Source organism: Streptomyces sp. NPDC107550 (assembly GCF_055639095.1).
In genome coordinates this window covers 138,017-159,278 of sequence record NZ_JBVKBC010000013.1, presented here as the reverse complement: position 1 = coordinate 159,278, position 21,262 = coordinate 138,017, and the positions used below count along the sequence as shown (strand labels likewise).

General features: G+C 74.2%; 20 protein-coding genes. 6 read left to right on the top strand and 14 right to left on the bottom strand.

The window, feature by feature from the left end; genetic code table 11:
- The first annotated feature begins 79 nt into the window (after positions 1-79).
- Positions 80-916, top strand: coding sequence for an endolytic transglycosylase MltG (gene mltG / locus ACZ7LY_RS19570; protein WP_471625885.1), 837 nt, complete (start codon positions 80-82; stop codon positions 914-916).
- An 86-nt stretch (positions 917-1,002) separates the two neighbouring features.
- Here mltG and ACZ7LY_RS19565 read toward each other — a convergent pair whose 3' ends face one another.
- From ACZ7LY_RS19565 to ACZ7LY_RS19540, 6 genes are all read right to left on the bottom strand, one after another.
- Entirely contained in the window at positions 1,003-2,169 is a 1,167-nt protein-coding gene (locus ACZ7LY_RS19565; protein WP_471625884.1) for an NAD(P)-binding domain-containing protein, read from the bottom strand.
- A gap of 235 nt (positions 2,170-2,404) precedes the next feature.
- Positions 2,405-3,595, bottom strand: coding sequence for an LLM class flavin-dependent oxidoreductase (locus ACZ7LY_RS19560; RefSeq protein ID WP_471625883.1), 1,191 nt, complete (start codon positions 3,593-3,595; stop codon positions 2,405-2,407).
- 3 nt (positions 3,596-3,598) lie between these two features.
- Positions 3,599-4,648, bottom strand: a complete 1,050-nt coding sequence (locus ACZ7LY_RS19555; RefSeq protein ID WP_471625882.1) for an ABC transporter substrate-binding protein — start codon at positions 4,646-4,648, stop codon at positions 3,599-3,601.
- A gap of 116 nt (positions 4,649-4,764) precedes the next feature.
- On the bottom strand, positions 4,765-5,532 hold the full coding sequence (locus ACZ7LY_RS19550; RefSeq protein ID WP_471625881.1) for an ABC transporter ATP-binding protein: 768 nt from the start codon (positions 5,530-5,532) through the stop codon (positions 4,765-4,767).
- The gene (locus ACZ7LY_RS19545; protein ID WP_471625880.1) at positions 5,505-6,389 is read right to left on the bottom strand and encodes an ABC transporter permease; all 885 of its coding nucleotides are present in this window, start codon (positions 6,387-6,389) and stop codon (positions 5,505-5,507) included. Before ACZ7LY_RS19545 ends, ACZ7LY_RS19550 begins: the two co-directional genes overlap by 28 nt.
- A 193-nt stretch (positions 6,390-6,582) precedes the next feature.
- Positions 6,583-6,666, bottom strand: a complete 84-nt coding sequence (locus ACZ7LY_RS19540; protein ID WP_471625918.1) for a putative leader peptide — start codon at positions 6,664-6,666, stop codon at positions 6,583-6,585.
- Between the two features lie 169 nt (positions 6,667-6,835).
- On the opposite strand from ACZ7LY_RS19540, the gene ACZ7LY_RS19535 reads away from it, so the two are divergent.
- A complete protein-coding gene (locus ACZ7LY_RS19535; RefSeq protein WP_471625879.1) occupies positions 6,836-7,258 on the top strand; it encodes a YjbQ family protein in 423 nt (140 codons plus the stop codon).
- 7 nt (positions 7,259-7,265) lie between these two features.
- Here ACZ7LY_RS19535 and ACZ7LY_RS19530 read toward each other — a convergent pair whose 3' ends face one another.
- The 3 genes from ACZ7LY_RS19530 to ACZ7LY_RS19520 all read right to left on the bottom strand — a co-directional run bounded on the left by ACZ7LY_RS19530 (position 7,266) and on the right by ACZ7LY_RS19520 (position 10,789).
- Positions 7,266-8,282 carry a hypothetical protein gene (locus tag ACZ7LY_RS19530; protein WP_471625878.1) on the bottom strand — a complete coding sequence of 339 codons (1,017 nt, stop codon included), beginning with the start codon at positions 8,280-8,282 and terminating at the stop codon, positions 7,266-7,268.
- Positions 8,283-8,347: 65 nt separating this feature from the next.
- On the bottom strand, positions 8,348-9,313 hold the full coding sequence (locus ACZ7LY_RS19525) for an alpha/beta hydrolase (protein ID WP_471625877.1): 966 nt from the start codon (positions 9,311-9,313) through the stop codon (positions 8,348-8,350).
- 423 nt (positions 9,314-9,736) lie between these two features.
- Positions 9,737-10,789, bottom strand: coding sequence for a zinc-binding dehydrogenase (locus tag ACZ7LY_RS19520; RefSeq protein ID WP_471625876.1), 1,053 nt, complete (start codon positions 10,787-10,789; stop codon positions 9,737-9,739).
- Between the two features lie 495 nt (positions 10,790-11,284).
- On the opposite strand from ACZ7LY_RS19520, the gene ACZ7LY_RS19515 reads away from it, so the two are divergent.
- Positions 11,285-11,779, top strand: coding sequence for a methyltransferase domain-containing protein (locus ACZ7LY_RS19515; RefSeq protein ID WP_471625875.1), 495 nt, complete (start codon positions 11,285-11,287; stop codon positions 11,777-11,779).
- 58 nt (positions 11,780-11,837) lie between these two features.
- Here ACZ7LY_RS19515 and ACZ7LY_RS19510 read toward each other — a convergent pair whose 3' ends face one another.
- Positions 11,838-12,659, bottom strand: coding sequence for an aldo/keto reductase (locus ACZ7LY_RS19510; protein ID WP_471625874.1), 822 nt, complete (start codon positions 12,657-12,659; stop codon positions 11,838-11,840).
- 305 nt (positions 12,660-12,964) lie between these two features.
- On the opposite strand from ACZ7LY_RS19510, the gene ACZ7LY_RS19505 reads away from it, so the two are divergent.
- The gene (locus tag ACZ7LY_RS19505; RefSeq protein WP_471625873.1) at positions 12,965-13,894 is read left to right on the top strand and encodes an NADP-dependent oxidoreductase; all 930 of its coding nucleotides are present in this window, start codon (positions 12,965-12,967) and stop codon (positions 13,892-13,894) included.
- A 50-nt stretch (positions 13,895-13,944) separates the two neighbouring features.
- Here the strand turns inward: ACZ7LY_RS19505 and ACZ7LY_RS19500 are convergent, their stop codons facing one another.
- Positions 13,945-14,967, bottom strand: coding sequence for a helix-turn-helix domain-containing protein (locus ACZ7LY_RS19500; RefSeq protein WP_471625872.1), 1,023 nt, complete (start codon positions 14,965-14,967; stop codon positions 13,945-13,947).
- A gap of 128 nt (positions 14,968-15,095) precedes the next feature.
- Between ACZ7LY_RS19500 and ACZ7LY_RS19495 the strand changes: the two genes are divergently transcribed.
- On the top strand, positions 15,096-16,511 hold the full coding sequence (locus tag ACZ7LY_RS19495) for an aminopeptidase P family protein (RefSeq protein WP_471625871.1): 1,416 nt from the start codon (positions 15,096-15,098) through the stop codon (positions 16,509-16,511).
- Positions 16,512-17,108: 597 nt separating this feature from the next.
- On the opposite strand, the gene ACZ7LY_RS19490 is transcribed toward ACZ7LY_RS19495, so the two are convergent.
- The 3 genes from ACZ7LY_RS19490 to ACZ7LY_RS19480 form a co-directional block, all read right to left on the bottom strand.
- Entirely contained in the window at positions 17,109-17,912 is an 804-nt protein-coding gene (locus ACZ7LY_RS19490) for a phosphatidate cytidylyltransferase (RefSeq protein WP_471625870.1), read from the bottom strand.
- Positions 17,909-19,684: an aminotransferase class I/II-fold pyridoxal phosphate-dependent enzyme gene (locus tag ACZ7LY_RS19485; RefSeq protein WP_471625869.1), complete on the bottom strand. Its 1,776-nt coding sequence runs from the start codon at positions 19,682-19,684 to the stop codon at positions 17,909-17,911. Before ACZ7LY_RS19485 ends, ACZ7LY_RS19490 begins: the two co-directional genes overlap by 4 nt.
- A gap of 122 nt (positions 19,685-19,806) precedes the next feature.
- Positions 19,807-20,772 carry a helix-turn-helix transcriptional regulator gene (locus ACZ7LY_RS19480; protein ID WP_471625868.1) on the bottom strand — a complete coding sequence of 322 codons (966 nt, stop codon included), beginning with the start codon at positions 20,770-20,772 and terminating at the stop codon, positions 19,807-19,809.
- Between the two features lie 180 nt (positions 20,773-20,952).
- Between ACZ7LY_RS19480 and ACZ7LY_RS19475 the strand changes: the two genes are divergently transcribed.
- The gene (locus ACZ7LY_RS19475; protein ID WP_471625867.1) at positions 20,953-21,261 is read left to right on the top strand and encodes an ANTAR domain-containing protein; all 309 of its coding nucleotides are present in this window, start codon (positions 20,953-20,955) and stop codon (positions 21,259-21,261) included.
- Position 21,262 lies beyond the last annotated feature (1 nt).

Genomic DNA, 21,262 nt, shown 5'->3' with positions numbered 1-21,262 from the left:
CTGGAGACCGTGGTGTGAGGCGACGGCCCGGGATGAAGATATGTCGGGGTTGTCGCAGGGGTCGGGTTACCGTTCCGGCATGGTGAACGAGACTCCGCGCCGCCGCGGGACACGACTGACGCGCCGAGGACGCATCGCCCTGCTGGTCATCGGGGCCGTCGTGGTGGCCATCGCCGTCGCGGTCCCGCTGCTGCTCTCCGGCGGGGGCCCAGGCGGGCCCCGGACGCTGACGATCCCGGAGGGCCGGCGCGCGACGCAGGTGTACGAGGCCGTCGACAAGGCGCTGGACGTCCCGCCCGGCACCACGAAGAAGGCGGTCCCGAACGCGGACCTGCGGCTGCCCGCCGAGGCCGGCGGCAACCCGGAGGGCTACCTCTTCCCGGCGACCTATCCGCTCAGCGACAAGTCGACACCGAGGTCGCTGCTCGCGTACATGGTGGACACGGCGAACAAGAAGTTCCAGGGCGCGCGGAGCGCAGCGGGCGCCCAGGGCAACGGGGTGAACGCGTACCAGGCCGTGATCGTGGCGAGCATCGTCGAGGCCGAGGCGGACAACGCGGCGGACATGGGCAAGGTCGCCCGCGTCGTCTACAACAGGCTCAACCGCGGGATGCCGCTCCAGATGGACTCCACCATCAACTACGCGCTCGGCCGTTCCACGCTCGCCACCACCCACGAGGACACCCGCACCCGCAGTCCGTACAACACGTACGCGCGCAAGGGGCTGCCGCCGACGCCGATCGACAACCCGGGGGAGCAGGCGATGAAGGCGGCGCTGGACCCGCCGCACGGGGACTGGCTGTACTTCGTGACGGTCAAGCCCGGCGACACGCGGTTCACCGGGGACTATGAGCAGCACAAGAGGAACGTCGAGGAGTTCAACAAGAACCAGGCCGCTTCGAACGGCTCCGGCTGAGGGGCCGCCGGTCGAGTAGGCCCCCCGCGCCCCGACGACCGACCGGCCGGGGGAGGGGGAGCCGGGCGCGCCGGTACACCGGACGATCAGGCGGTGACCCCGGCCGCCGCCTCAGCCCCGGCCGGCCCCGCCGACCCTTCCTCAGCCCCGGCCCGGGGCGTCAGCAGGCGCTGGATGTCGCGGACCGCGGCGCGTCCGGCGCGGTTGGCGCCGATGGTGCTCGCGGAAGGCCCGTACCCGACCAGATGTACCCGGGGATCGAGCGCCGCGCGCGTGCCCTCCATGCGGATGCCGCCGCCCGGCTCCCGCAGTTTCAGCGGTGCCAGATGGTCGATCGCCGCGCGGAAACCGGTGGCCCACAAGATGACGTCCGCGTCGATCGCGCGGCCGTCGTCCCAGGCCACGCCCGTCTCGGTGATCCGGTCGAACATGGGCAGCCGGTCGAGGACGCCGTTGGCGCGGGCCTCGCGGATCGCGTCGTTCACCGGCAGCCCCGTCACCGAGACCACGCTCAGCGGGGCGAGCCCCTGCCGCACCCGGTCCTCGACGAGCGCCACCGCCGCCCGGCCGCGCTCTTGGTCGAAGGGCCCCTCGCGGAACACCGGCGGGCGGCGCGTCACCCAGTACGTCCGTGCCGCGTACGGGGCGATCTCCATCAGGTGCTGGGTGCCGGACGCGCCGCCGCCGACCACGACGACCCGCTGCTCGGCGAACTCGCGGGGCCCCGGATACTGCGCGGTGTGCAGTTGCCGCCCGCGGAACGACTCCTGCCCCGGGTAGCGCGGCCAGAACGGGCGGTCCCAGGTGCCCGTCGCGTTGATCAGCGCCCGCGTCGACCAGGTGCCGTCGGAGGTCTCCACGAGCAGCCGCCCGCCTTCGCCCTCCCGCACCCGGCGCACCTCGACGGGTCGCCGGACGCGCAGGTCGAAGGCGTCCTCGTACGCGGCGAAGTAGCCGGAGATCACCTCGGACGAGGGCCGGTCGGGGTCGGCGCCGGTCAGCTCCATGCCGGGCAGCGCGTGCATCCCGTGGACCTTGCCGTAGGTGAGGGAGGGCCAGCGGAACTGCCAGGCGCCGCCGGGCGCGGGCGCGTGGTCGAGCACCACGAAGTCCCGCTCCGGCACATACCCGACGCGCCGCAGGTGGTAGGCGGCGGACAGACCGGCCTGACCGGCGCCGATCACGACGACGTCGACCGGCCGCGCCTCACGCGCGCGGCCGGCCGGCACATCCCGTACCCCGAAATCGTTCACGCTTTAACCAACCCGGCCGGGGTCCTGCTTCTTCCCGTACGAGACCGAACGAGAGCGAACGGCCCCGAGCCGACCCGAGCGGCCCCGAGCGGCCCCGAGCGGCCCCGAGCCGACCCTAGTCGCCCGCGGGCCGCCCCCGAGCCAGCCCTGAGGCGACCCGAGTCGCCCCCGAGGCGACCCGAGCGCGGTCCCGGCCCCCCGCGCAGGCGGAAGCGGCGGGAGGGGCCGCGGGGTCTCAGCGTCCGCGCGCCAGCAGCAGCGGCGCGCTCCGCGCCACGTCCCGGCGCGGGCCCGTGGCCCCGGCCGCCGGGAGGAGGCCCCGGGCCGCCAGTTCCGGGATGACGCCCTCGCCGAACCAGTACGCCTCCTCCAGATGCGGGTAGCCCGACAGGACGAAGTGCTCGACGCCGAGCGCGTGGTACTCCTCGACGCGGTCCGCGACCTCCGCGTGGCTGCCGACCAGCGCGGTTCCGGCGCCGCCGCGTACCAGGCCCACGCCCGCCCACAGGTTCGGTGAGACCTCCAGGCCCTCGCGCCGGCCGCCGTGCAGGGCGAGCATCCGCCGCTGCCCGACCGACTCGCTGCGCCCGAGCGCGGCCTGCGCGGCCGCGACCGTCTCCGGCGACAGGTCGTCGAGCAGCCGGTCCGCCGTCGCCCACGCCTCGCGCGCCGAGTCGCGCGTGATGGTGTGCAGCCGGATGCCGAACCGGACGGTGCGCCCCTCCCGTTCGGCCAGCTCACGGATCCAGTCGATCTTCTCCTTCACCTGCGCGGGCGGCTCGCCCCACGTCAGATACACATCCGTGTGCCGGGCGGCGACCGGCCCGGCGGCCGGTGACGACCCGCCGAAGAAGATCGGCGGCACCGGGTCCGGCGGCAGCGCCCCGAAACCCTGCTCGATGCGGTAGTGCTCGCCCTCGAAGTCGAACGGGCGCCCCGCGCTCGCGCCCCAGACGCCCCGCACCACGGACAGGAACTCGTCGGTGCGGGCGTAGCGGCGGTCGTGGTCGAGACGGTCGCCGAAGCGGCGCTGCTCGGTGGAGTCGCCGCCGGTCACGACGTTCAGGAGCAGCCGCCCGCCGGTCAGGCGCTGGTACGTCGACGCCATCTGCGCGGCGAGCGTGGGGGAGAGGAGGCCGGGGCGGAACGCGACGAGGAACTTGAGCCGTTCGGTGTGCTGCGCGAGCGCCACCGTGGTCAGCCAGGCGTCCTCGCACCACGTGCCCGTCGGCGTGAGCACCGCCTCGAAACCGAGCTGTTCGGCGGCCTTGGCGATCTGGACGAGATAGTCGAGGCTCGGCGCGCGCACCCCGGCGACACCGCCGCCCGGCGTGCGCTCCAGCGCGCCGCCGCTGAACGCGTGCCGGTCGACGAGCGTGCGGCCGTCGCCGCCCGTCGGCAGGAACCAGTGCAGGTGGACGGTCATGGCTCAGCCTTCCTTCGGGTACGTGCGCGGGGCGGTGGACGACGGCGGCAGATCGCCGTTGAACCGGGTGTCGACGAACGCGGAGAAGTCGACCTTGCGCGGGATCAGCTTCAACTCCGTGAAGGCGTCCGCGATCTGCTGCTCGGAGGCGACCGCGGCCTTGTCGACGGCGACGGAGACCCGGGTGCCGTTCGTCCGCTTCACGGCGTCGAGCGCCACCTCGTAGGGCAGGCCGGTGTCCTTGGCCCACACCTTGGCCCACGCCTCGGGATGCCGGTGGACCCAGTTCTGAGCGCGCCGCAGCCGCGCCAGATAGTCCTTGATGGCGGCGGACTTCGCACGGTCGGCGAGCGCGGTGGGGGAGGCGACCTGGAAGCCGAGCCCGTTCGTGATGCCGTCGCCGTCGGTGAGCACGCGGGCCTTCGCGCCCCGCAGTGCCTGCGAGGTGTACGGGTCCCACACGGCCCACGCGTCGACCTTCCCGGCGGTGAACGCGGCCAGCGCGTCGGCCGGTTGGAGGTATTTGACGTGCACGTCCTTGAGTCCGAGGCCGGCCTTCTCGAGTGACGCGACCAGTTGGTAGTGGGCCGACGATCCCTGCGCGACGGCGACCGACCGGCCCTTCAACTCGGCGGTGGCGCGCAGCTTCGAGCCGTGCGGGACGAGGATCGTGTCGCCCTTCGCGGTGCCGTGCGTGGCCGCCACCACCTTGATCTTCGATCCGGCGCCCGCGGCGAAGACGGGCGGGGTGTTGCCGACGCCGCCGATGTCGACGGCCTTCGCGTTCACCGCTTCGAGCAGCGGCGGGCCCGAGGTGAAGGTGGACCAGTGGATCTTGTACGTGAGATCGTCCAGCTCGCCCGCGGCCCGCAGCACGGCTTCCGAACCGCCTTTCTGGTCACCGACGTCGAGGGTCAGCGACCCCTTGCCGTCGGTCCTGCCGCCGCCGACGCCCGCGGCGGCGGTCGTGCCGGCGGAGGACGCGCCGGAGCAGGCGGCGAGAAGCAGCGCGAGCGGGGTCAGCAGGGCGGGTACGAGGAGGGGGCGTCGCATGTCGGTCCGTTCGGGGAGAGGGGGAGGCGGCGGCGCGGCCGCCCTGCCAGGGGCGCGGGTCGCCGCGGGGTGGGCCGCGACCGGAGCCGGGGGTGAGGAACCGCGAGCGGGCGCGCTCACTCGGGGGCGCCGGGTTCGTCGTGGTCGACGCCCAGCAGCCGCAGCAACTCCGCGCGGAGCGCGCCCACGGCCGGGTCGGACAGCTCGCGCGGCCGCTCCAGCGGGACCTCGACCTCGTGCGCGATGACGCCGCCGTCCATGACGAGCACCCGGTCGGCGAGCAGGACCGCCTCCTCGACGTCATGCGTCACGAGCAGCACCGCGCAGCCGCGCCGCCGCCACAACTCACCCACCAGACGTTGCGCCTTGAGCCGGGTGAGGGCGTCCAGCGCGCCGAACGGCTCGTCCAGCAGCAGTAGATCGGGCTCGCGGACGAGGGCGCGGGCCAGCGAGGCCCGCTGCGCCTCACCACCGGACAGCGTCTTCGGCCAGGCCAGCGCGCGTTGCCCGAGACCGACCTCGGCCAACGCCCGCTCGGCGACGGCGCGTTCGGGTTTGTCGGGCAGGCCGAGCAGGACGTTGCGCCAGACCCGCTTCCATGGCATCAGCCGGGGCGCCTGGAACGCGACCGCCTTGCGGCGCGGCACGAGGACCGTGCCCTCGATGTCCCGGTCGAGCCCGGCGAGGACGCGCAGCAGCGTCGACTTGCCGCATCCGCTGCGGCCGAGCAGCGCCACGAACTCGCCCGGCCGCACGGTCAGTCGCAGATCGTCGATGACGGCCCGCCCGTCGAAGGACCGCGTCAGCCCCTCGACCCGCACGGCACTGACCTCGGCGGCGGGTGCCTCGGTGGGGGTCACCGGCCGGTGAACGTCGGTCGCCATTGCAGCAACAGCCTTTCGAGGGTACGGACGACGAAGTCGGCGAGCAGGCCGAGGAACGCGTAGACGACGAGGCACACGACGATGACGTCGGTGCGCAGGAAGTCCCGCGCCTGCACCATCAGGAAGCCGATCCCCGCGTCCGCGTTGATCTGCTCGGCGAAGACCAGCGCGAGCCAGGCGATGCCGAGCGAGTACCGCAGCCCGGTCATGGCGCCGGGTAGCGCGCCGGGCAGGACGACATGCCGTACGAGACCCCAGCGGCTCAGGCCCAATGACTCGCCTGCCTCGATGAGTTGGGAGTCGACGCCCCGGATGCCGGCGTACACGTTCAGATAGAGCGGGAAGGACACGCCCAGCGTGATGATGGCGATCTTCGGGGCCTCGCCGATGCCGAACCAGATGATGAACAGCGGGATCAGACCGACGAACGGCACCGTACGCAACATCTGCACACTGGCGTCGACAAGGTCCTCGCCGACCCGGAACAGGCCGGAGACGAGAGCGAGCCCGACGCCGACGACGACCCCGAACAGCAGGCCCAGGGCGACGCGTTGGAGGGAGACACCCATCGCGCCCGGCAGGGAACCGTCCGCGACGAGATCACCGCCCACCCGGGCGATCGTGCCCGGCGACGCGAGCACGTCCGGTGTCAACAGGCCGGTGGAGCTGAGGAGTTGCCACAGTGCGAGCAGCAGGAGCGGCCCCGACGTACGGCGGAGCCAGCGCGGTACGCGGGTGCGGCGCGCGGAGGAGGGGACGAGGGGGGCGAGTTCGGGCGCCGGTCGGGGCGCGGACGTATCCGAAGTAGCGGATATGTCTGCCTCAGGGCGTGCGGGTGGAGCATGGCTGATGCTCAAAGGGACTCCAGGACGGGGGAGCGCGTCCCGGCGTCAGACGTGCCGCGACGGCGGCACGGCACACCTCAGCGGCGGGCGGGCCCGGAGCGCGAGAGCGGGGGCCGGTGCCGAGAGGGGCGCACGGGAGGCGAGAGCCGGGGCAGGGAGGTGAGGGTGATGTTGCGCAGGGGGCCGGAAGAGGCGCGAGAAGGCGTCAGCGGCCGAGGCGACACGCGGCGGAGGCCACCCGCAGCAGGTCGATGTGACCGCGCGTGGTGAGCAGGGCTGAACGCAACATGCCGCAGAACGTAGCCAGTTCCCCGGCGCACGGTCAATGCCGTCTCACCGGGTGGACCGCCCGTATCAGGGGGCGGGCGCAAGTCCTGGAAGGGGGACTGGTGCCGGGCCGGGCGCGCCCAGGGCGACAGGACAGGCGTGAGCTGGGCGTTCCGGGGGACAATGACGGCATGTCCGACGCATTCACGACCCGAATCCTCACCGTCGACACGGGCTCAAGCGAGCGCGTCGTCGACCTCACCCGCGACTGCGAGTCCTTCCTGCGGGAAGCGGCCCGGGGCCGCGACGGGCTCCTCAACGTCTTCGTCCCGCACGCCACCGCCGGCATCGGCGTCATCGAGACCGGCGCGGGCAGCGACGACGACCTGCTCGCGGCGCTGCACACCCTGCTCCCGGCGGACGAACGCTGGCAGCACCGCCACGGCACGCCCGGCCACGGCCGCGACCACGTCCTGCCCGCCCTCGTCCCGCCGCACGCGACGCTCCCCGTGATCGGCGGCGCGCTGGAACTGGGCACCTGGCAGTCCGTCTGCCTGGTGGACACCAACGTGGACAATCCGAGCCGCAAGGTCCGGCTGAGCTTTCTCGGGTGAGCGCGCGTCAGTCCTCGCGGGTGCTGCCCGGGGCCGCCGGGTCGGTCAGGCGCAGGAGCAGGGCCGCCGCGATGTAGCGCATGCGGCCCAGGTTCGTGTGGGGGTCGTAGCCGATGGCGTGGGTCAGGGCGTCGTGGCGGGCCTGCACGGTCGAGTGGTGCATGCCGAGTTCGGCGGCGGCCGAGCGGATGCTGTCGGACTCCACCAGTGTCTGGAGGATGGCGGCGGAGCGCGGGTCGAGGCCGGCGAGGGCCAGCACGTCCGGGTGCGGGGTCCGCGCGTCGTACGCCTGCGCGAGCAGCAGCATCGCGCCCAGGTCCTCCGCCCGGACGGCCGGGTTCTCCGCGTCCGTCAGGCGCAGCGCCACGATCGCCGCGTCCCAGGACTCGGGGGCCTGGTCGGCGCGCGTCCAGGTCCCGTAGCCGACGGGCCCGGGCGGCTCGATCCCGCCGTGCGCGTCGAGCGTCGCCCGCAGCAGCCCGTACCGGGTCGGCACGATCGCGCTCGGCGCGCCCTTACCGGGATCGGACTCGGGGGAGTCCGCGAACGTGGCGACGAGCCGCACCCGCGTCCCCGCGTCCACGCGGAACCGGGACAGCAGCGTGACGCGCTCGGCGAGCGGGCGGGACGCGTCGATGACGGCGTCGAGGCCGCCGTCCGGGCGGCGGCGGGCCTCCAGGAGTTCCACGCCGAGCGCGAGACGCTCCACGATCATCTCGTCGTGCGGACCCGGCTCGCCCTCCCGCTCCAGCCACACCCGCCGGTCCGCGTGCGCGCGCTCGCCGGAGCGGTGGGGCGCCTCGGGCTCGGCGGCGGCCGGCAGCAGGCGCCCGTCCGGGTCACGTCTGCTGACCCGGCCGCGGATCTCCGCGCCGGCGACCGTCCCGGACAGCACCGCCGCGCCGCGCAACAACCCGTCGAGCCCGGCGCCGCGCGCGAAGAGGACGTCGAAGTAGGACACGATCCGCAGAAACTCGCCGGCCTCCGGATCGAGGGCGTTCAACCGCCTCACCAACTGGTGCAATGTGCACTCCTTTGCGCCCTTTCGCACAGTCTAGCGAGATCCACGCCACGCGGCGCCGGGCCGGCTCAGGCGCCCAGCGTGCGCGCCACCCAGGCGTTCCGCGCGGCCGTCATCGCGTGCGCGAGCGCGGTGTGCGGCGCGGTGAGGTCGAAGCCGTGGAAGCCGCCGGGCCACACATGCAGTTCCGCCTGCACACCCGCCGCCCACAGCGCCCCCGCGTACGCCACGTCCTCGTCGCGGAAGACCTCCGCCGAACCGCAGTCGATGTACGCGGGCGGCAGCCCCGACAGGTCCGTGGCGCGCGCGGGAGCCGCGTACACCGACACGTCGTCCGTGCCGCGCCGCTCGCCGAGCAGGGCGGTCCAGCCCATGACGTTGCTCGCGCGGTCCCACAGGCCGATGCCCTCGAACTGCGCGGCGGAGACCGTGCGGTCCCGGTCGTCGAGCATCGGGTAGATGAGCACCTGGCCGAGCAGCGGCGGGCCCTGCCGGTCGCGCGCGAGCAGGGTGACGCCGGCCGCGATGCCGCCGCCCGCGCTCTGGCCGGCGATCAGCAGGCGGTGCGGGTCCATGCCGATCTCGCGGGCGTGCTCGGCGGTCCACAGCAGTCCCGCGTACGCGTCTTCGACGGGGTACGGGTCCGGGTGCTCGGGCGCCAGCCGGTAGTCCACGGTCACGAGGACGGCGTCGTGCTCCACGACCCACGGCAGCGCCTGGATCAGGCCCGAGAACCGGTCGCCGCTGACCATGCCGCCGCCGTGCGTGTGGTAGATGCCGGGGCCGTAGCCGCGGTGGTCCTCGCGGGTGATCACCGAGAGGGTGATGTCCTCGCCGAGGTGGCCGGGGACGGTGACGTCGCGGCGGGCCAGCGCGCGTGCCTTCAGCATGTCGTCGGTGACCTCGGCGGGTTCTGCCTGACGCATGTACGGGATCATTTCTGCCGTCATCGTCGGGGGGAGTTGGGCGGCGAGGGCGGCGAGTACGGCGTCCAGTTCCGGGTCGAACGGGGGGCGCGGCGGGTTAGCGGGCATCGGGGCTCCTTCTTTTAGTACATGGATCGGCGCTGAGGTCAGCCCCCTCAGGGGCGCGGGGAACTGCGCGCCCAGCCACGACGAACCCGGCACTCTGGGGCTCCGCCCCAGCCCCCGCTCCTCAATCGCCGGAGGGGCTTGAATTGACCGGCGCTGAGGTGAGCCCCGTCAGGGGCGCGGGGAACTGCGCGAGAAGCCCCACCGGGGCTTAACTGGACGTACAACATCAACGCACCCGGCGCTGGGTGCCGCCTTGCCCACCCGTGCCGCCCTGGGGGTCCCCCCGGACGAAGTCTGGGGGAGGCAGACTGCCCAAGGCGGCGGGGGCGGGCGGCGCCCGAAAGGCACCGGGATTGGCAGCCCCGTCAGGGGCGCGGGGAACTGCGCGAGCGGCCACGACGCACCCGGCACTCTGGGGCTCGGTCAGTCGATGGTGAGGAGGATTTTGCCGCCTGCCCCGGAACGGAGCAGACGCAGGGCGTCCACCGCCTCGTCCATCGACATCTCCCGCACCCACCCGGCCGTGTCGTAGAACCCCTCGGCCATCGCGGAGATGACCGCGTCGAACTCCTCGGGACGGTAACCGACCGAGCCGATGACCTCGGTCTCGTGCATCATCAGCGGCGTCGGATTGAACTCCAGCGCATGCTCGTGCAGCGCCGTGGCGACGACGCGACCGCCCGGCGCCAGCGAGGCCACCGCACTGGTGAACGCGGCCCCCGCGCCGGCCGCGTCCACCGCCGCGTCCACACCCTCGCCGTCGGTGAGCGCGGCGACGGCGGCGGCCAGATCCTCGTTCGCCGGGTCGACGACGTGCGCGCCGAGGGCGGCGAGGACGCCGCGCCGCTCCGCGTTCGGCTCCGAGACGAGGACTTTGTCGACCCCCTTGGCCTTGAACGCGAACCAGGCGCCGATGCCGATGGGGCCCGCGCCCATGACCAGCGCGCTGCCGCCGGCCTCGACGCCGCTGCGGGTCACCGCGTGCCAGCCCACGGACATCGGCTCGACGAGCGCGCCCATGCGCAGGTCCACGTTCTGCGGCAGGACGTGCGCGGTCCGCGCGTCGCAGACCGTGTACTGGGCGAGGCCGCCGCCCTCGACGTTCGCGCCGAGCGCCGCCATCTTCGTGCAGATGAACGGGCGGCCGCGGCGGCAGGCCGTGCAGGTGCCGCAGGAGACCTGCTGCGGGTAGACGGCGCAGCGGTCGCCGACCTGGATGTCCGTGACGCCCTCGCCGACCTCGACGACCGTGCCCGAGAACTCGTGGCCCACGATCAGCGGCGCCATCGCGCCCGTCACCGGGTGCGGCGCGTGCACGTCGAACGGCATGGATTCCGGATAGAAGTACAGGTGCAGATCGGAGCCGCAGATGCCGGCGTAGGCGTTGCGCAGCTTCACCTGGCCCGGGCCGGGGCTCGGCTCGGGGACCTCCTCCACGCGGAGGTCTTCTTTTGCGTGGAAGCGTGCTGCCTTCATCGTTCAACTCCCTGTCACTGGCGACCGATGTGCGGCCGGTCGCCGTCGGTTCGACACGACCCGCCCCGTCCGCGCGGCGGCCGGCCCGGGCCCCCGGTCGCGCACGCCGGGCAAGGGGGGGCCCGGCGGGGTGAGAGGGCGGCACCGGGGACCGGCCGACGGGCGGACGAGTACGCCGGCCACCGGGAGAACTGCCCGGTGCACGACTGCGGTGTCCGGATCATCGTGCGGGTCGGCCGAGGGCCCGGGCCACCGCCGAGTGCGGCGGATACGGGCCGGGGGCCCCGCCGATCGCGCGCCGGGGCGAAAAGCCGTGATCCCACCGGCGCAACGTCCAAAACGACAGGTGCAGACACGAGCCTGTTTGAGTAATCACCCAAGCATCAGCAAGCCATCCATCCTTATTCGCCTCGCAGATGCAAGATGAAGGAGTTGTCCGGGGCGGGGTCCTCGTCCCGGCCGGATCGAGGCCCCGAGGCGAGGTCTTCCATGGTCATGCGCAGCCACGAAGGGGGCGCCCGGGGCCTCGCCACCGCTTCCCGTGCCCCCGGCGCCCGACACCCCCCGCGCCGCGGCCGCCCCGACGCCCGTATCGCCCGGGTCGTCGCGCGGGCGCTCGGTGACGCCGACACCGTCCTGAACGTCGGCGCGGGCGTCGGCGCGTACGAGAGCCGCGCGCACACCGTCACGGCCGTCGAGCCGTCACCGGCCCTGCGCGTGCGCCGCCCCGCGCAACTGGCGACCGCGCTCGAGGCGGCCGCCGAGGACCTGGCGTACTACGGGCGCCCCGAACTGCTGCTCGACCCGGCGGTGCGGCAGGCGTCCCCGGCCTGGAGCTTCCTGGACGACCGGGCCCGCCAGGAGTTCGACTTCTCGCTGCGCCGCGCGCTCGGCTCCGGTACCTGGGACGAGGCGTACGGGCATCTGCGCGGCCGGCCCGCCTACCTCGGTTCGCTCGTCCTGCTGCGCGCCACCCCCGCCAGCGCCTGACGGTGGGGGCGGGGGTGGGGGCGGGGACTGAGGCTGAGGCGCGGGCGGGGGAGCGGGGTCAGTTCAGCTCGTCGGGGTGCGGGCCCGTGCGCAGGTCGCGGTCCAGGCCGGCCACGGCCGCCATCTCGTCGTCGGTCAGCGTGAAGTCGAAGACGTCGAGGTTCTGGCGGATGCGGGCCGGGGTCACCGACTTCGGGATGACGACGTTGCCGAGCTGGAGGTGCCAGCGCAGGACGACCTGTGCGGGCGACTTCCCGTACCGCTCGGCGAGCGCGGTCAGCGTCTCGTCGCCGAGGACCGCGCCCTGGGCGAGCGGGCTCCACGCCTCGGTGACGATGCCCTTCTCGGCGTGCAGGGCGCGCAGTTCGCGCTGCTGGAGGCCGGGGTGCAGCTCGATCTGGTTGACCGCCGGCACGAGGTCGGAGCTGTCGAGGAGGCGCTGGAGGTGGGCCGGCTGGAAGTTGGAGACGCCGGCGGCGCGCACCCGGCCGTCCGCGACCAGCCGCTCGATGGCCTTCCAGGTCTCGCGGTACAGGTCGCGCTCCGGGGTCGGCCAGTGGATCAGGTACATGTCGACGTAGTCGACGCCGAGCTTGGCGAGCGAGGCGTCGAAGGCGCGGAGCGTGGCGTCGTGGCCCTGGTCGGCGTTCCACAGCTTCGTCGTCAGGAACAGCTCCTCGCGGGCGATCCCGGACTCGGCGAGGGCGCGGCCGACGCCCGCCTCGTTGCCGTAGATCGCGGCGGTGTCGATGGAGCGGTACCCGGCGTCCAGGGCGGCGGAGACGGCCGCGGTGGTCTCCTCGTCGGGGACCTGGAAGACGCCGAAGCCGAGCTGCGGGATCGTGACGCCGTTGTTGAGGGTGACGGTGGCGGGTGCCATGGCGGGGGTCCTTCCGGGTGGTGCGGGGGTGCGGTCTGTGCGCACGGTGGAACAGGAGAGGCGGCGGTCCCCGGTCGGGGGACGGCGCCTCGGACAGCCACGACATTACTTGCACGCGCGGGTTAAATGCAAATGACGACATTCGCGTAGTGCGTCTATGGTTGTGTGCAAGCAGTGCTCCGTGCGGGGTCGTCGCGTACGGCCCGCACGGACCGAAGCGCGACCGAAGGAGGTCCCATGACCGTGACCCAGACCGCCTTGACCGCCGTGACCGCGGCCGAGCCCGCCCGCGCGGGAGGTGCCGCATGAAGGCCATCGCCCTCGACGCCTACGGCGGCCCCGACGACCTGCGCCTGACCGACCTGCCCGAACCGAAGGTCGCGCCCGGCGAGGTCCTGATCCGGGTGCGGGCGGCGGGCGTCAACCCCGTCGATTGGAAGCACGCCTCCGGCGGCCTCGACGCGCTCATGTACACGCACTTCCCGCTCGTCCCCGGCTGGGACGTCGCCGGAGTCGTCGAACGCGTCGGCCTCGACGTGGAGGAGTACGCGCCCGGCGACGAGGTCTTCGGCTACGTCCGCAAGGACGTCGTCCAGCACGGCGCGTACGCCGAACTCGTCTCCGCGCACGTACGCCTCATCGCCCGCAAGCCCGCCGCCCTGAGCTGGGAGGAGGCCGCCGCCGTGCCGCTGGCCGGCCTCACCGCCCTCCAGTCCCTCGACCGCGTCGGGGTCCGCGCCGGCGACACGGTCCTCGTGCACGGCGCGGCGGGCGGCGTCGGCTCCCTCGGCGTCCGTCTCGCCGCCGACCGGGGCGCCCGCGTCATCGGCACCGCGAGCCCCCGCAACCACGACTTCGTACGGGAACTGGGCGCCGAGCCCGTCGCGTACGGGGACGGGCTCGGGGACCGCGTACGGAAACTGGCGCCCGACGGCGTGGACGCCGTGCTCGACTTCGCGGGCGCCGGATCGGTCGCCGCCTCCCTCGACCTGCTGCGCGACCCCGCGCGCCTCGCCTCGATCGTGGACCCGGAGGCGGCGAGCGCGGGCGGCCACTACGTGTGGGTGCGGCCCGACCACGACGGGCTCACCGCCCTCGCGGACCTCGCCGACCGGGGCAAGCTGCCCGTCCACGTCGAACGCGTCTTCCCGCTCGCCGAGACCGCCGACGCCTGGCGGCTCAACGCCGAGGGCCACACCCGCGGCAAGCTCGTCCTGACCGTGTCCTCGGACTGACCTGGGGCCTGTCCTTCGGGTCATGCCCTAGCAGGCCGCCCCGCCGGGGCTCACAGCCAGCCCTGGCGCCCCGCCTGCAACGCCAGTTGGAACCGGTTCGCCGCCCCGAGCCGCGTCATCAGCACCTGAAGGCGCCGGTACAGGGTGCGGCGGCTGATGCCCAACTCCCGCGCCACGGTCTCGTCGCCCGCCCCGCCCGCCAGCAGCCACAGCAGGCGCCGGTCGGCGGGTGCGAGACCGCCCGGCAGGGCCGTGCTGCCGTGGAAGGGCAGCGCGTCGCGCCAGCACTGCTCGAACAGGGCGATCAGCGCCGACAGCAGCCCGCACGGCTGCACCACCAGCATCGTGTGGTGCACGTCCGCGTCCACGAGCGCCAGCGACACCAGCGCGCACGCCTCGTCCACGATCACCAGCTTCACCGGCACCGACGGCAGCACCCGTGCCTGCTCGCCCGCGTTGACGCACGGCTCGATGGCGTCCTTGAGACGGCCCGGGTGGTGCAGCGACTCCCGCGAGTAGACCACTCGCTGCGTGACGCCCCGCGCCAGCGTCTCCAGCGCGTCGTCGGTCGCCCCCGGCAGCGGCACGTACGGCGGCGACTCCAACTGTCGGATCTGCTCCCGCGCCCCGCGCCACGCCTGCCGCATGCGCGGGCCGACGGCCTCCCCGGTGACGACCTCCACGAGGTGCGCGTCGTGCGCGGCGACCCTGCGCCGCCGGAACGCCTCGAACGCGCCGCCCACCGCGACCCGCGACTCCTCGATCTTCGCCGACCTGCGCCGCACCAGCGCGTCGAGCGCCGCGCCCGGCGGTACGGGCAGGCCCTCACCGGCGTCGGGGGCGCCCGCGAGACCGGCGTCCACCAGCGCCGCGTACGCCCGCCCCGCCGACCTGACGCTCAGGCCCGCCGCGCCCGCGATCTCGTCGAGCGGAGCGGGCGCCCGTTCCAGCAGCGTCGCGTACATGCGGGCCGCGTCCGCGTCCACGCCGAGGCGGCGCAGCGCCGCGCCGAGACGGTCGGCGGGCGGGGGCGTGGGCGCGGGCGTCGTAGGCGGGGTGGAGCGCTGCGTCATGTCCGCATTATCGGCGGTGCGCGCCCGCCGCGTGGCCGAATCGTGCCAATGGCAGAGATGGGCGCCGGACGGGCTCCCGCAGGCGTACGGTGCCCGGGACCGAACTGGACCGCAGAAGGGTGGACGCCGTGGCAGAGGGCCGCAAGAACGGGCTGTACGCAGGGATCTCCGCGGAGCTGTCCGCGCTGATGCGCACCGGGTGGGCGGACACCGAGCGCCATGACCTGGAGCCCGCGCCGCAGTCCCCGTACGCCGCGCGGCGCCGTGCCGCGCTCTCCGCCCGCTTCCCCGGCGAGCGGCTGATCGTGCCCTCCGGCAACCTCAAGGTGCGCTCCAACGACGACACCTACCCCTTCCGCCCGCACTCCGCCTACGTCCACATGACCGGCGACCAGGCCCGCGACGGCGCCCTCGTACTTGAGCCGCGCGCGGACGGCGGGCACGACGCGTACTGCTTCCAGTTGCCGCGCGACAGCCGTGACGACGATGAGTTCTGGACCGGCGCCCACGCCGAACTGTGGATGGGCCGCCGCCGCTCCCTCGCCGAGTCCGAGCGCGTCCTCGGGCTGCCCTGCCGCGACGTGCGCACCGCCGCCGCCGACCTCGCCGCCGCGAGCACCGGCGTACCCACCCGCATCGTGCGCGGCGTCGCCCCCGCCCTCGAAGCCGCCGTCACCACCGACCCCGCCCGCGACGCCGGACTCGAAGAGGCGCTCAGCGACCTGCGCGCCGTCAAGGACGACTGGGAGATCGGCGAGCTGCGCAAGGCCGTCGACGCGACCGTGCGCGGCTTCACCGACGTCGTCGGCGAACTCTCCCGCGCCGTCGCCACGTCCGAGCGCTGGATCGAGGGCACGTTCTTCCGCCGCGCCCGCCTGGAGGGCAACGCCGTCGGCTACGGCACGATCTGCGCCTCGGGACCGCACGCCACGATCATGCACTGGACCGACAACGACGGCCCGGTCCGCCCCGGCGACCTGCTCCTGCTCGACGCGGGCGTCGAGGCCCGCAGCCTCTACACCGCCGACGTCACCCGCACCCTGCCGATCGACGGCACCTTCACGCCCGTACAGCGCGAGGTGTACGACGCGGTGTACGAGGCGCAGGAGGCCGGGTTCGCCGCCGTGAAGCCGGGCGCCGCCTACCGCGACTTCCACGAGGTGGCCCAGCGCCATCTCGCCGCCCGGCTCGTCGAGTGGGGCTTCATCGAGGGCCCCGCCGACCGGGCCTACGAGCTGGGCCTCCAGCGCCGCTTCACCATGGCCGGCACCGGGCACATGCTCGGCCTCGACGTGCACGACTGCGCGCAGGCGCGGACCAGCGAGTACGTCGACGGGGTCCTGGAGCCCGGCATGGTCCTCACCGTCGAGCCCGGCCTCTACTTCCAGGCCGACGACCTGACCGTGCCCGAGGAGTACCGGGGCATCGGCGTCCGCATCGAGGACGACCTCCTCGTCACGGCGGACGGCCACGAGAACCTCTCGGCGGGCCTGCCGCGTTCCTCGTCCGAGGTCGAGGAGTGGATGGCCCGGCACGCGGGCTGAGCACCATGCCCCGCGCGCCGGAGAGGCTGTAAGTTCGGCGCTCAGCCCAACCCCGCCAGGGGCGCGGGGAACTGCGCGCCCAGCCACAGCGAACCCGGCACTCTGGGGCCCTGCCCCAGCCCCCGCTCCTCAATCGCCGGAGGGGCTGGATGTTTGGCGCTGAGGCCAACTCCCTCAGGGGCGCGGTGAACTGCGCGCTCAGCCACGACGCACCCGGCACTCTGGGGCGCTGCCCCAGGCCCCGCTCCTCAATCGCCGGAGGGGGTGGGTGTTGGCGCTGAGGCCGACTCCCTGAGGGGCGCGGGGAACTGCGCGAGCGGCCACAGCGCACCCGGCACTCTGGGGCGCTGCCCCAGGCCCCGCTCCTCAATCGCCGGAGGGGCTGGGTGTTGGCGCTGAGGCCGACTCCCTCAGGGGCGCGGGGAACTGCGCGCCCAGCCCCGACGTACCCGGCACTCTGGGGCGCTGCCCCAGGCCCCGCTCCTCAAGCGCCGGAGGGGCTGGGAGTTGGCGCTGAGGCCGACTCCCTCAGGGGCGCGGGGAACTGCGCGCCCAGCCACAGCGCACCCGGCACTCTGGGGCGCTGAGCCCAGACCCTCAGCGGGTGAGCAGCACCACCGCCAGCGCCACGAGCAGGGAGTCGACGCGGTCCAGGAGGCCGCCGGAGCCGGGGAGCCAGCCGGCCGCGTCCTTCACCCGGGCGCCGCGCTTCACCATCGACTCCAGGAGATCGCCCGCCGGGCCGCCGACCGCCACCGCGAGCGCCGCCGGCCAGCTGAGCACCGACAGCGCGGCCAGGGCACCGACGCCCGCGACCGCGCCCGCCAGAGTGCCGCTCCAGCGCTTGGCAGGGGAGAGGGGCGACAGGCGCGGGCCGCCCAGGCGGCGGCCCGCGAAGTAGGCCGTGATGTCCGCGACCGACACCGCGACGAACAGCGCGAGCCCGTCCGCGCCGAGCGGCACGAGCCCCGCGAGCACCCCGAGCCACACCAGCCCGAGCAGCCCCGTGGCCAGCCGCCGCAGCCCGTCCTCCGCGTCCGCCGCCAGCAACGGCACCGCCGCCACCGCGAGCGCCGCCGCCCCCGCCACCCGGGCGACCTGGCCCGGCGCCAGCCACACCGTCACCACCAGGCCCACCACGGCCGCGCCCAGCACCAGCCGGTCCGCGCGCGGCAGCCGGGTCAGCGCCCCGAACTCCGCGACCGCCACCACCCCCGCCGCCCCCGCGACCAGCGCCGCGCCGGACGGTCCCCACCAGAACGCGCCCGTCACCAGCGGCACCCCCACCGCCCACGCGCACCACCGCACCATCAGCTCCCGGCGCCGGGACGCCACGACGGCCACCCCGCCGACCGCCAGTGCCCCGCCGAGGACCGGCGCGAGCGCCGCCGCCGTCGTCACAGCGCGGCCCCCACCGCGGCCGGAGCGGCCGGAGCGGCATGAGCGGCAGGGCGCAGCGCGGCGAGGGCGGACCGGCAGGCCGCGACCGTCCGGGCGTTCTCCTCGGCGCCGCGCACCGCGATCCGCACCGCACGCCCCTCGTAGCGCGCCGACAGCGGCGACAGGTCCCGCAGATACACGCCGTCCAGGCGGCAGCGCTCCACCAGGCGGGCGGCGCTCGGCCCGTCCGGCGGCAGGAACACCGTCAGGAAGTTCGCCACCGACTCCTCCACCTCCCACGCCGGGTCCAACTCGGCGAGCGCCCCCGCGAGTTCGGCGCGCAGCGCGTGCGTACGGGCCCAGCGCTCCGCGTAGTACGCCGGATCGCGCAGCGCGGCGACGGCGGCGAGCTGCGCGGGAAGGCTCACCGGCCACGGCGGTGTCCGGCGCCGCAGCTCCGCCGCCGTGCCGGGGCCGGCGACGAGATAGGCGGCCCGCATGCCGGACAGCGCGTACATCTTCGACAGGGACGTGCACACCGTCACCCGCTCGTCGGCCGCGGCGAGCGGCGCGAGGGAGTCGTCGGGCGCCGCGTACCCGAGGTACGTCTCGTCGATCCACCAGCGGGTGCGGGCGGGCGCCGCCGCGAGCACGGGCCGCAGCCCGGCCGCCGGGGCGTGCCGGCCCGTCGGATTGTTCGGGTTCACGAGGACGACGAGGTCATAGGGGTGCGCGGCGACCTGCGCGGCGAGCCGGTCCGGGTCGATCCGCCAGCCGTCCTCGCGGCGCAGCGGCAGCCGGTCCACCCGGCAGCCCACGACCCGCTCGGTGACGTGCGCGTACTCCCCGTACGCCGGGTCCGTGAGCAGGACGCGGCTGTCCGGCGTCAGCCAGTGGCCGAACGCCCGGAAGATGAGGTCCGAGGAACCGGCGCCCACCGCGAGGGAACTCTCCGGCAGGTCACGGGCGCCCGCGATCTCGGCGATCAGCCCCTGCGCGGCCGACGGCGGCGAGGTCCGCGCCGCCCACGCGGGGTCCACGGCCAGCGCCTCGCCCACCCCGGGCGCGGGCGCGAACCACGCGTCCAGCACATCGGCGGCGACGATCTCATGGCGCCGCTCCAGCGTCCGGAAGTCCGCGCCGATCGCCGTGAACGACGCGCCGCCGTGCTCGCAGCCGTCCGGCGCGGGCGCGAACGGCATGTCCAGCTCCCAGTCCACGCCCGCCCGCAGCCGGTCCAGCGCCGGGCCGAACCGGCGGAGCGCGCCCGCCGTCAGCTCCGGCACCGCGCCCGTCAGCACCTCGAACGTCACCGCGCCCGAGCGCACGGTGTGCCCTACCGTCCGCAGGCCCGCCGCCTCGTACATGCCGAGCAGGTCGGTGCGGCCCATCGCCACGATCCGGCGCGCGCCCCGGGACGCGGCCCAGCGCAGCGCCGCGTACATCAGCAGCGGCGCCGCCGCCGTCGCGCGCCGCCCCGGCTCGACCGTGAGCAGCCGCACCTCGAACACACCGGCCTCGTCCAGCACCGGCAGCTCCGCCCGGCTCAGATACTTGTCGAGGCTGTAGCGGCCCGCCCACGGCGGCGTGACACTGACGAACCCGACGCGCTCCGCGCCGCGCGCCACGACGAGATGGACGATGCCCGTGCCGTCGAGCGCGTCGCTCAACCGGCCCTCGGCGACCGGCCGGTGCTGGCCCAGTTCGAGGGCGTACACCCGGTGCCGCAGCTCGTGGACCCACTCCAGGTCCTCGGTGGTGGCGCTGCGCACATGCAGGCGGTCGCGGCTCATGGAAACCCTCTCTCGACACGGAAAGGGCTTCATCGTGGCGGCCCCGCGCCGCCGCCACGAGGGTGAAGTGACGGGTGGCGCCTGAGTATCCGTACTCAGGCGCCGACCCGCGCGTGGGCCCCTCAGCCCTCGGTGAGCGTGCGCAGCGGCGGGCGGCCGTACGTCCTGCGGTACAGCGAGGCGAAGCGGCCCGGGTGGTGGAAGCCCCAGCGGGCCGCGACGGACGTCACCGTCGCGCCGGTCGCCACGGGATCGGTGTCCCGCAGCTCCTCGTGGGCGTGCTCCAGCCGGACCCGGCGCACGTACGCCAGCGGCGTGGTGTCCAGATGGCGGCGGAACGCGTACTGCAACGCCCGCACGGTGACATGGGCGGCCGCCGCGATGTCCGCGACCGACAGCGGCTCGTGCGCGTGCGCGTCGATGTACGCCATGGCCCGGCGCAGCGTCGCCGGATGCGCGTCGTGCCGGTCGGTGCCCGTGGGCCGGATCAGCGCGGTGTTCGGGAACGCGGCCAGCACGCTCGCCGCCAGATGCTGGAGCGCGGTCGACACCACCAGCGGCTCGGCGGCCAGTTCCGGCTCGCCCAGGACGTGGTCCCGCACATGCACGATCGAGCGGTGCAGGGCGCGGCCCGCCGCCTGCGACGTCGGGCGGTGCCCGGTCAGCCGCACCGGGCCGGCCGGCGACTGCGGGGCGTTCGCCGCGACCTGCGTCAGCAGATCCGTGTCCAGCATCGTGATGTTGTAGCGGGCGCCGCGGATCCGCCCCTCGTACGGCAGCTCCGGCGGCGCGAACGACACCACGTCACCGGGTCCGAACGCCTCGTCCTCCACGCCCGCGAAACTGTGGTCGTCGATGGTGCCGTCATGGACGACGCACAGGCAGATCTTGCCGAGCGGCGTGACCGCGTACCGCATGTCGAAGTCGAGGTCGAGCTCGTCGATGCTCAGCCCCGGTACGGCCGTGCGCACGATCTGGGCCCGGCTGCTGTCGGGAGTGCCGTTGCCGATGCGCATCTTGGCGTACGCCTCGGAGAGGAACGCCTCTGTCCTTGAGATGTCGCTGCTGTCGAAGTGGACGGTCTCCATGTCCGGCAGCGTACGGCGACGCCGTCGAGCCGGGCGACGAACGAAAAAGAGGTACACATCACGCGCGGTTTCGTTTTATGGACCGCGGCCCGCAGAAGTGTTCGCTCAGCGAGTCGTCGCGCCGGTCAGCGGCCGTCGACAGTGGGGACGTACGAGATCATCGAAGAAGGGCGGGTGCTGATGGCGGAGCAAGGCGGACACGAGCGGATCGACGTGCTCGAGAACGAGGTGCGCCAACTCCACCAGGCCATCGCATCGCACACCGTCGTCGACCAGGCGATCGGCGTCGTCATCGTCCTCGGCGGGCTCACCCCCGACCGGGGCTGGACGGTGCTGCGGGAGGTCTCGCAGCACACCAACACGAAACTGCGCGTCGTCGCCGACCAGTTGGTGGCCTGGACCCACGGCGGCGGGCTCGACAACGAGGTCCGCATCGCCCTGGACGCGGCCCTGGCGAGAGCCAGGACGGGCGCGGTGGAGAGCCTGTGAC

Excerpts from the sequence above, each read along its gene's own strand:
- mltG (WP_471625885.1), top strand. The coding sequence starts at position 80 with ATGGTGAACGAGACTCCGCGCCGCCGCGGGACACGACTGACGCGCCGA.
- ACZ7LY_RS19560 (WP_471625883.1), bottom strand. The coding sequence starts at position 3,595 with ATGACCGTCCACCTGCACTGGTTCCTGCCGACGGGCGGCGACGGCCGC.
- ACZ7LY_RS19555 (WP_471625882.1), bottom strand. The coding sequence starts at position 4,648 with ATGCGACGCCCCCTCCTCGTACCCGCCCTGCTGACCCCGCTCGCGCTG.
- ACZ7LY_RS19550 (WP_471625881.1), bottom strand. The coding sequence starts at position 5,532 with ATGGCGACCGACGTTCACCGGCCGGTGACCCCCACCGAGGCACCCGCC.
- ACZ7LY_RS19540 (WP_471625918.1), bottom strand. The coding sequence starts at position 6,666 with ATGTTGCGTTCAGCCCTGCTCACCACGCGCGGTCACATCGACCTGCTG.
- ACZ7LY_RS19535 (WP_471625879.1), top strand. The coding sequence starts at position 6,836 with ATGTCCGACGCATTCACGACCCGAATCCTCACCGTCGACACGGGCTCA.
- ACZ7LY_RS19525 (WP_471625877.1), bottom strand. The coding sequence starts at position 9,313 with ATGCCCGCTAACCCGCCGCGCCCCCCGTTCGACCCGGAACTGGACGCC.
- ACZ7LY_RS19520 (WP_471625876.1), bottom strand. The coding sequence starts at position 10,789 with ATGAAGGCAGCACGCTTCCACGCAAAAGAAGACCTCCGCGTGGAGGAG.
- ACZ7LY_RS19515 (WP_471625875.1), top strand. The coding sequence starts at position 11,285 with ATGCGCAGCCACGAAGGGGGCGCCCGGGGCCTCGCCACCGCTTCCCGT.
- ACZ7LY_RS19510 (WP_471625874.1), bottom strand. The coding sequence starts at position 12,659 with ATGGCACCCGCCACCGTCACCCTCAACAACGGCGTCACGATCCCGCAG.
- ACZ7LY_RS19505 (WP_471625873.1), top strand. The coding sequence starts at position 12,965 with ATGAAGGCCATCGCCCTCGACGCCTACGGCGGCCCCGACGACCTGCGC.
- ACZ7LY_RS19500 (WP_471625872.1), bottom strand. The coding sequence starts at position 14,967 with ATGACGCAGCGCTCCACCCCGCCTACGACGCCCGCGCCCACGCCCCCG.
- ACZ7LY_RS19485 (WP_471625869.1), bottom strand. The coding sequence starts at position 19,684 with ATGAGCCGCGACCGCCTGCATGTGCGCAGCGCCACCACCGAGGACCTG.
- ACZ7LY_RS19480 (WP_471625868.1), bottom strand. The coding sequence starts at position 20,772 with ATGGAGACCGTCCACTTCGACAGCAGCGACATCTCAAGGACAGAGGCG.
- ACZ7LY_RS19475 (WP_471625867.1), top strand. The coding sequence starts at position 20,953 with ATGGCGGAGCAAGGCGGACACGAGCGGATCGACGTGCTCGAGAACGAG.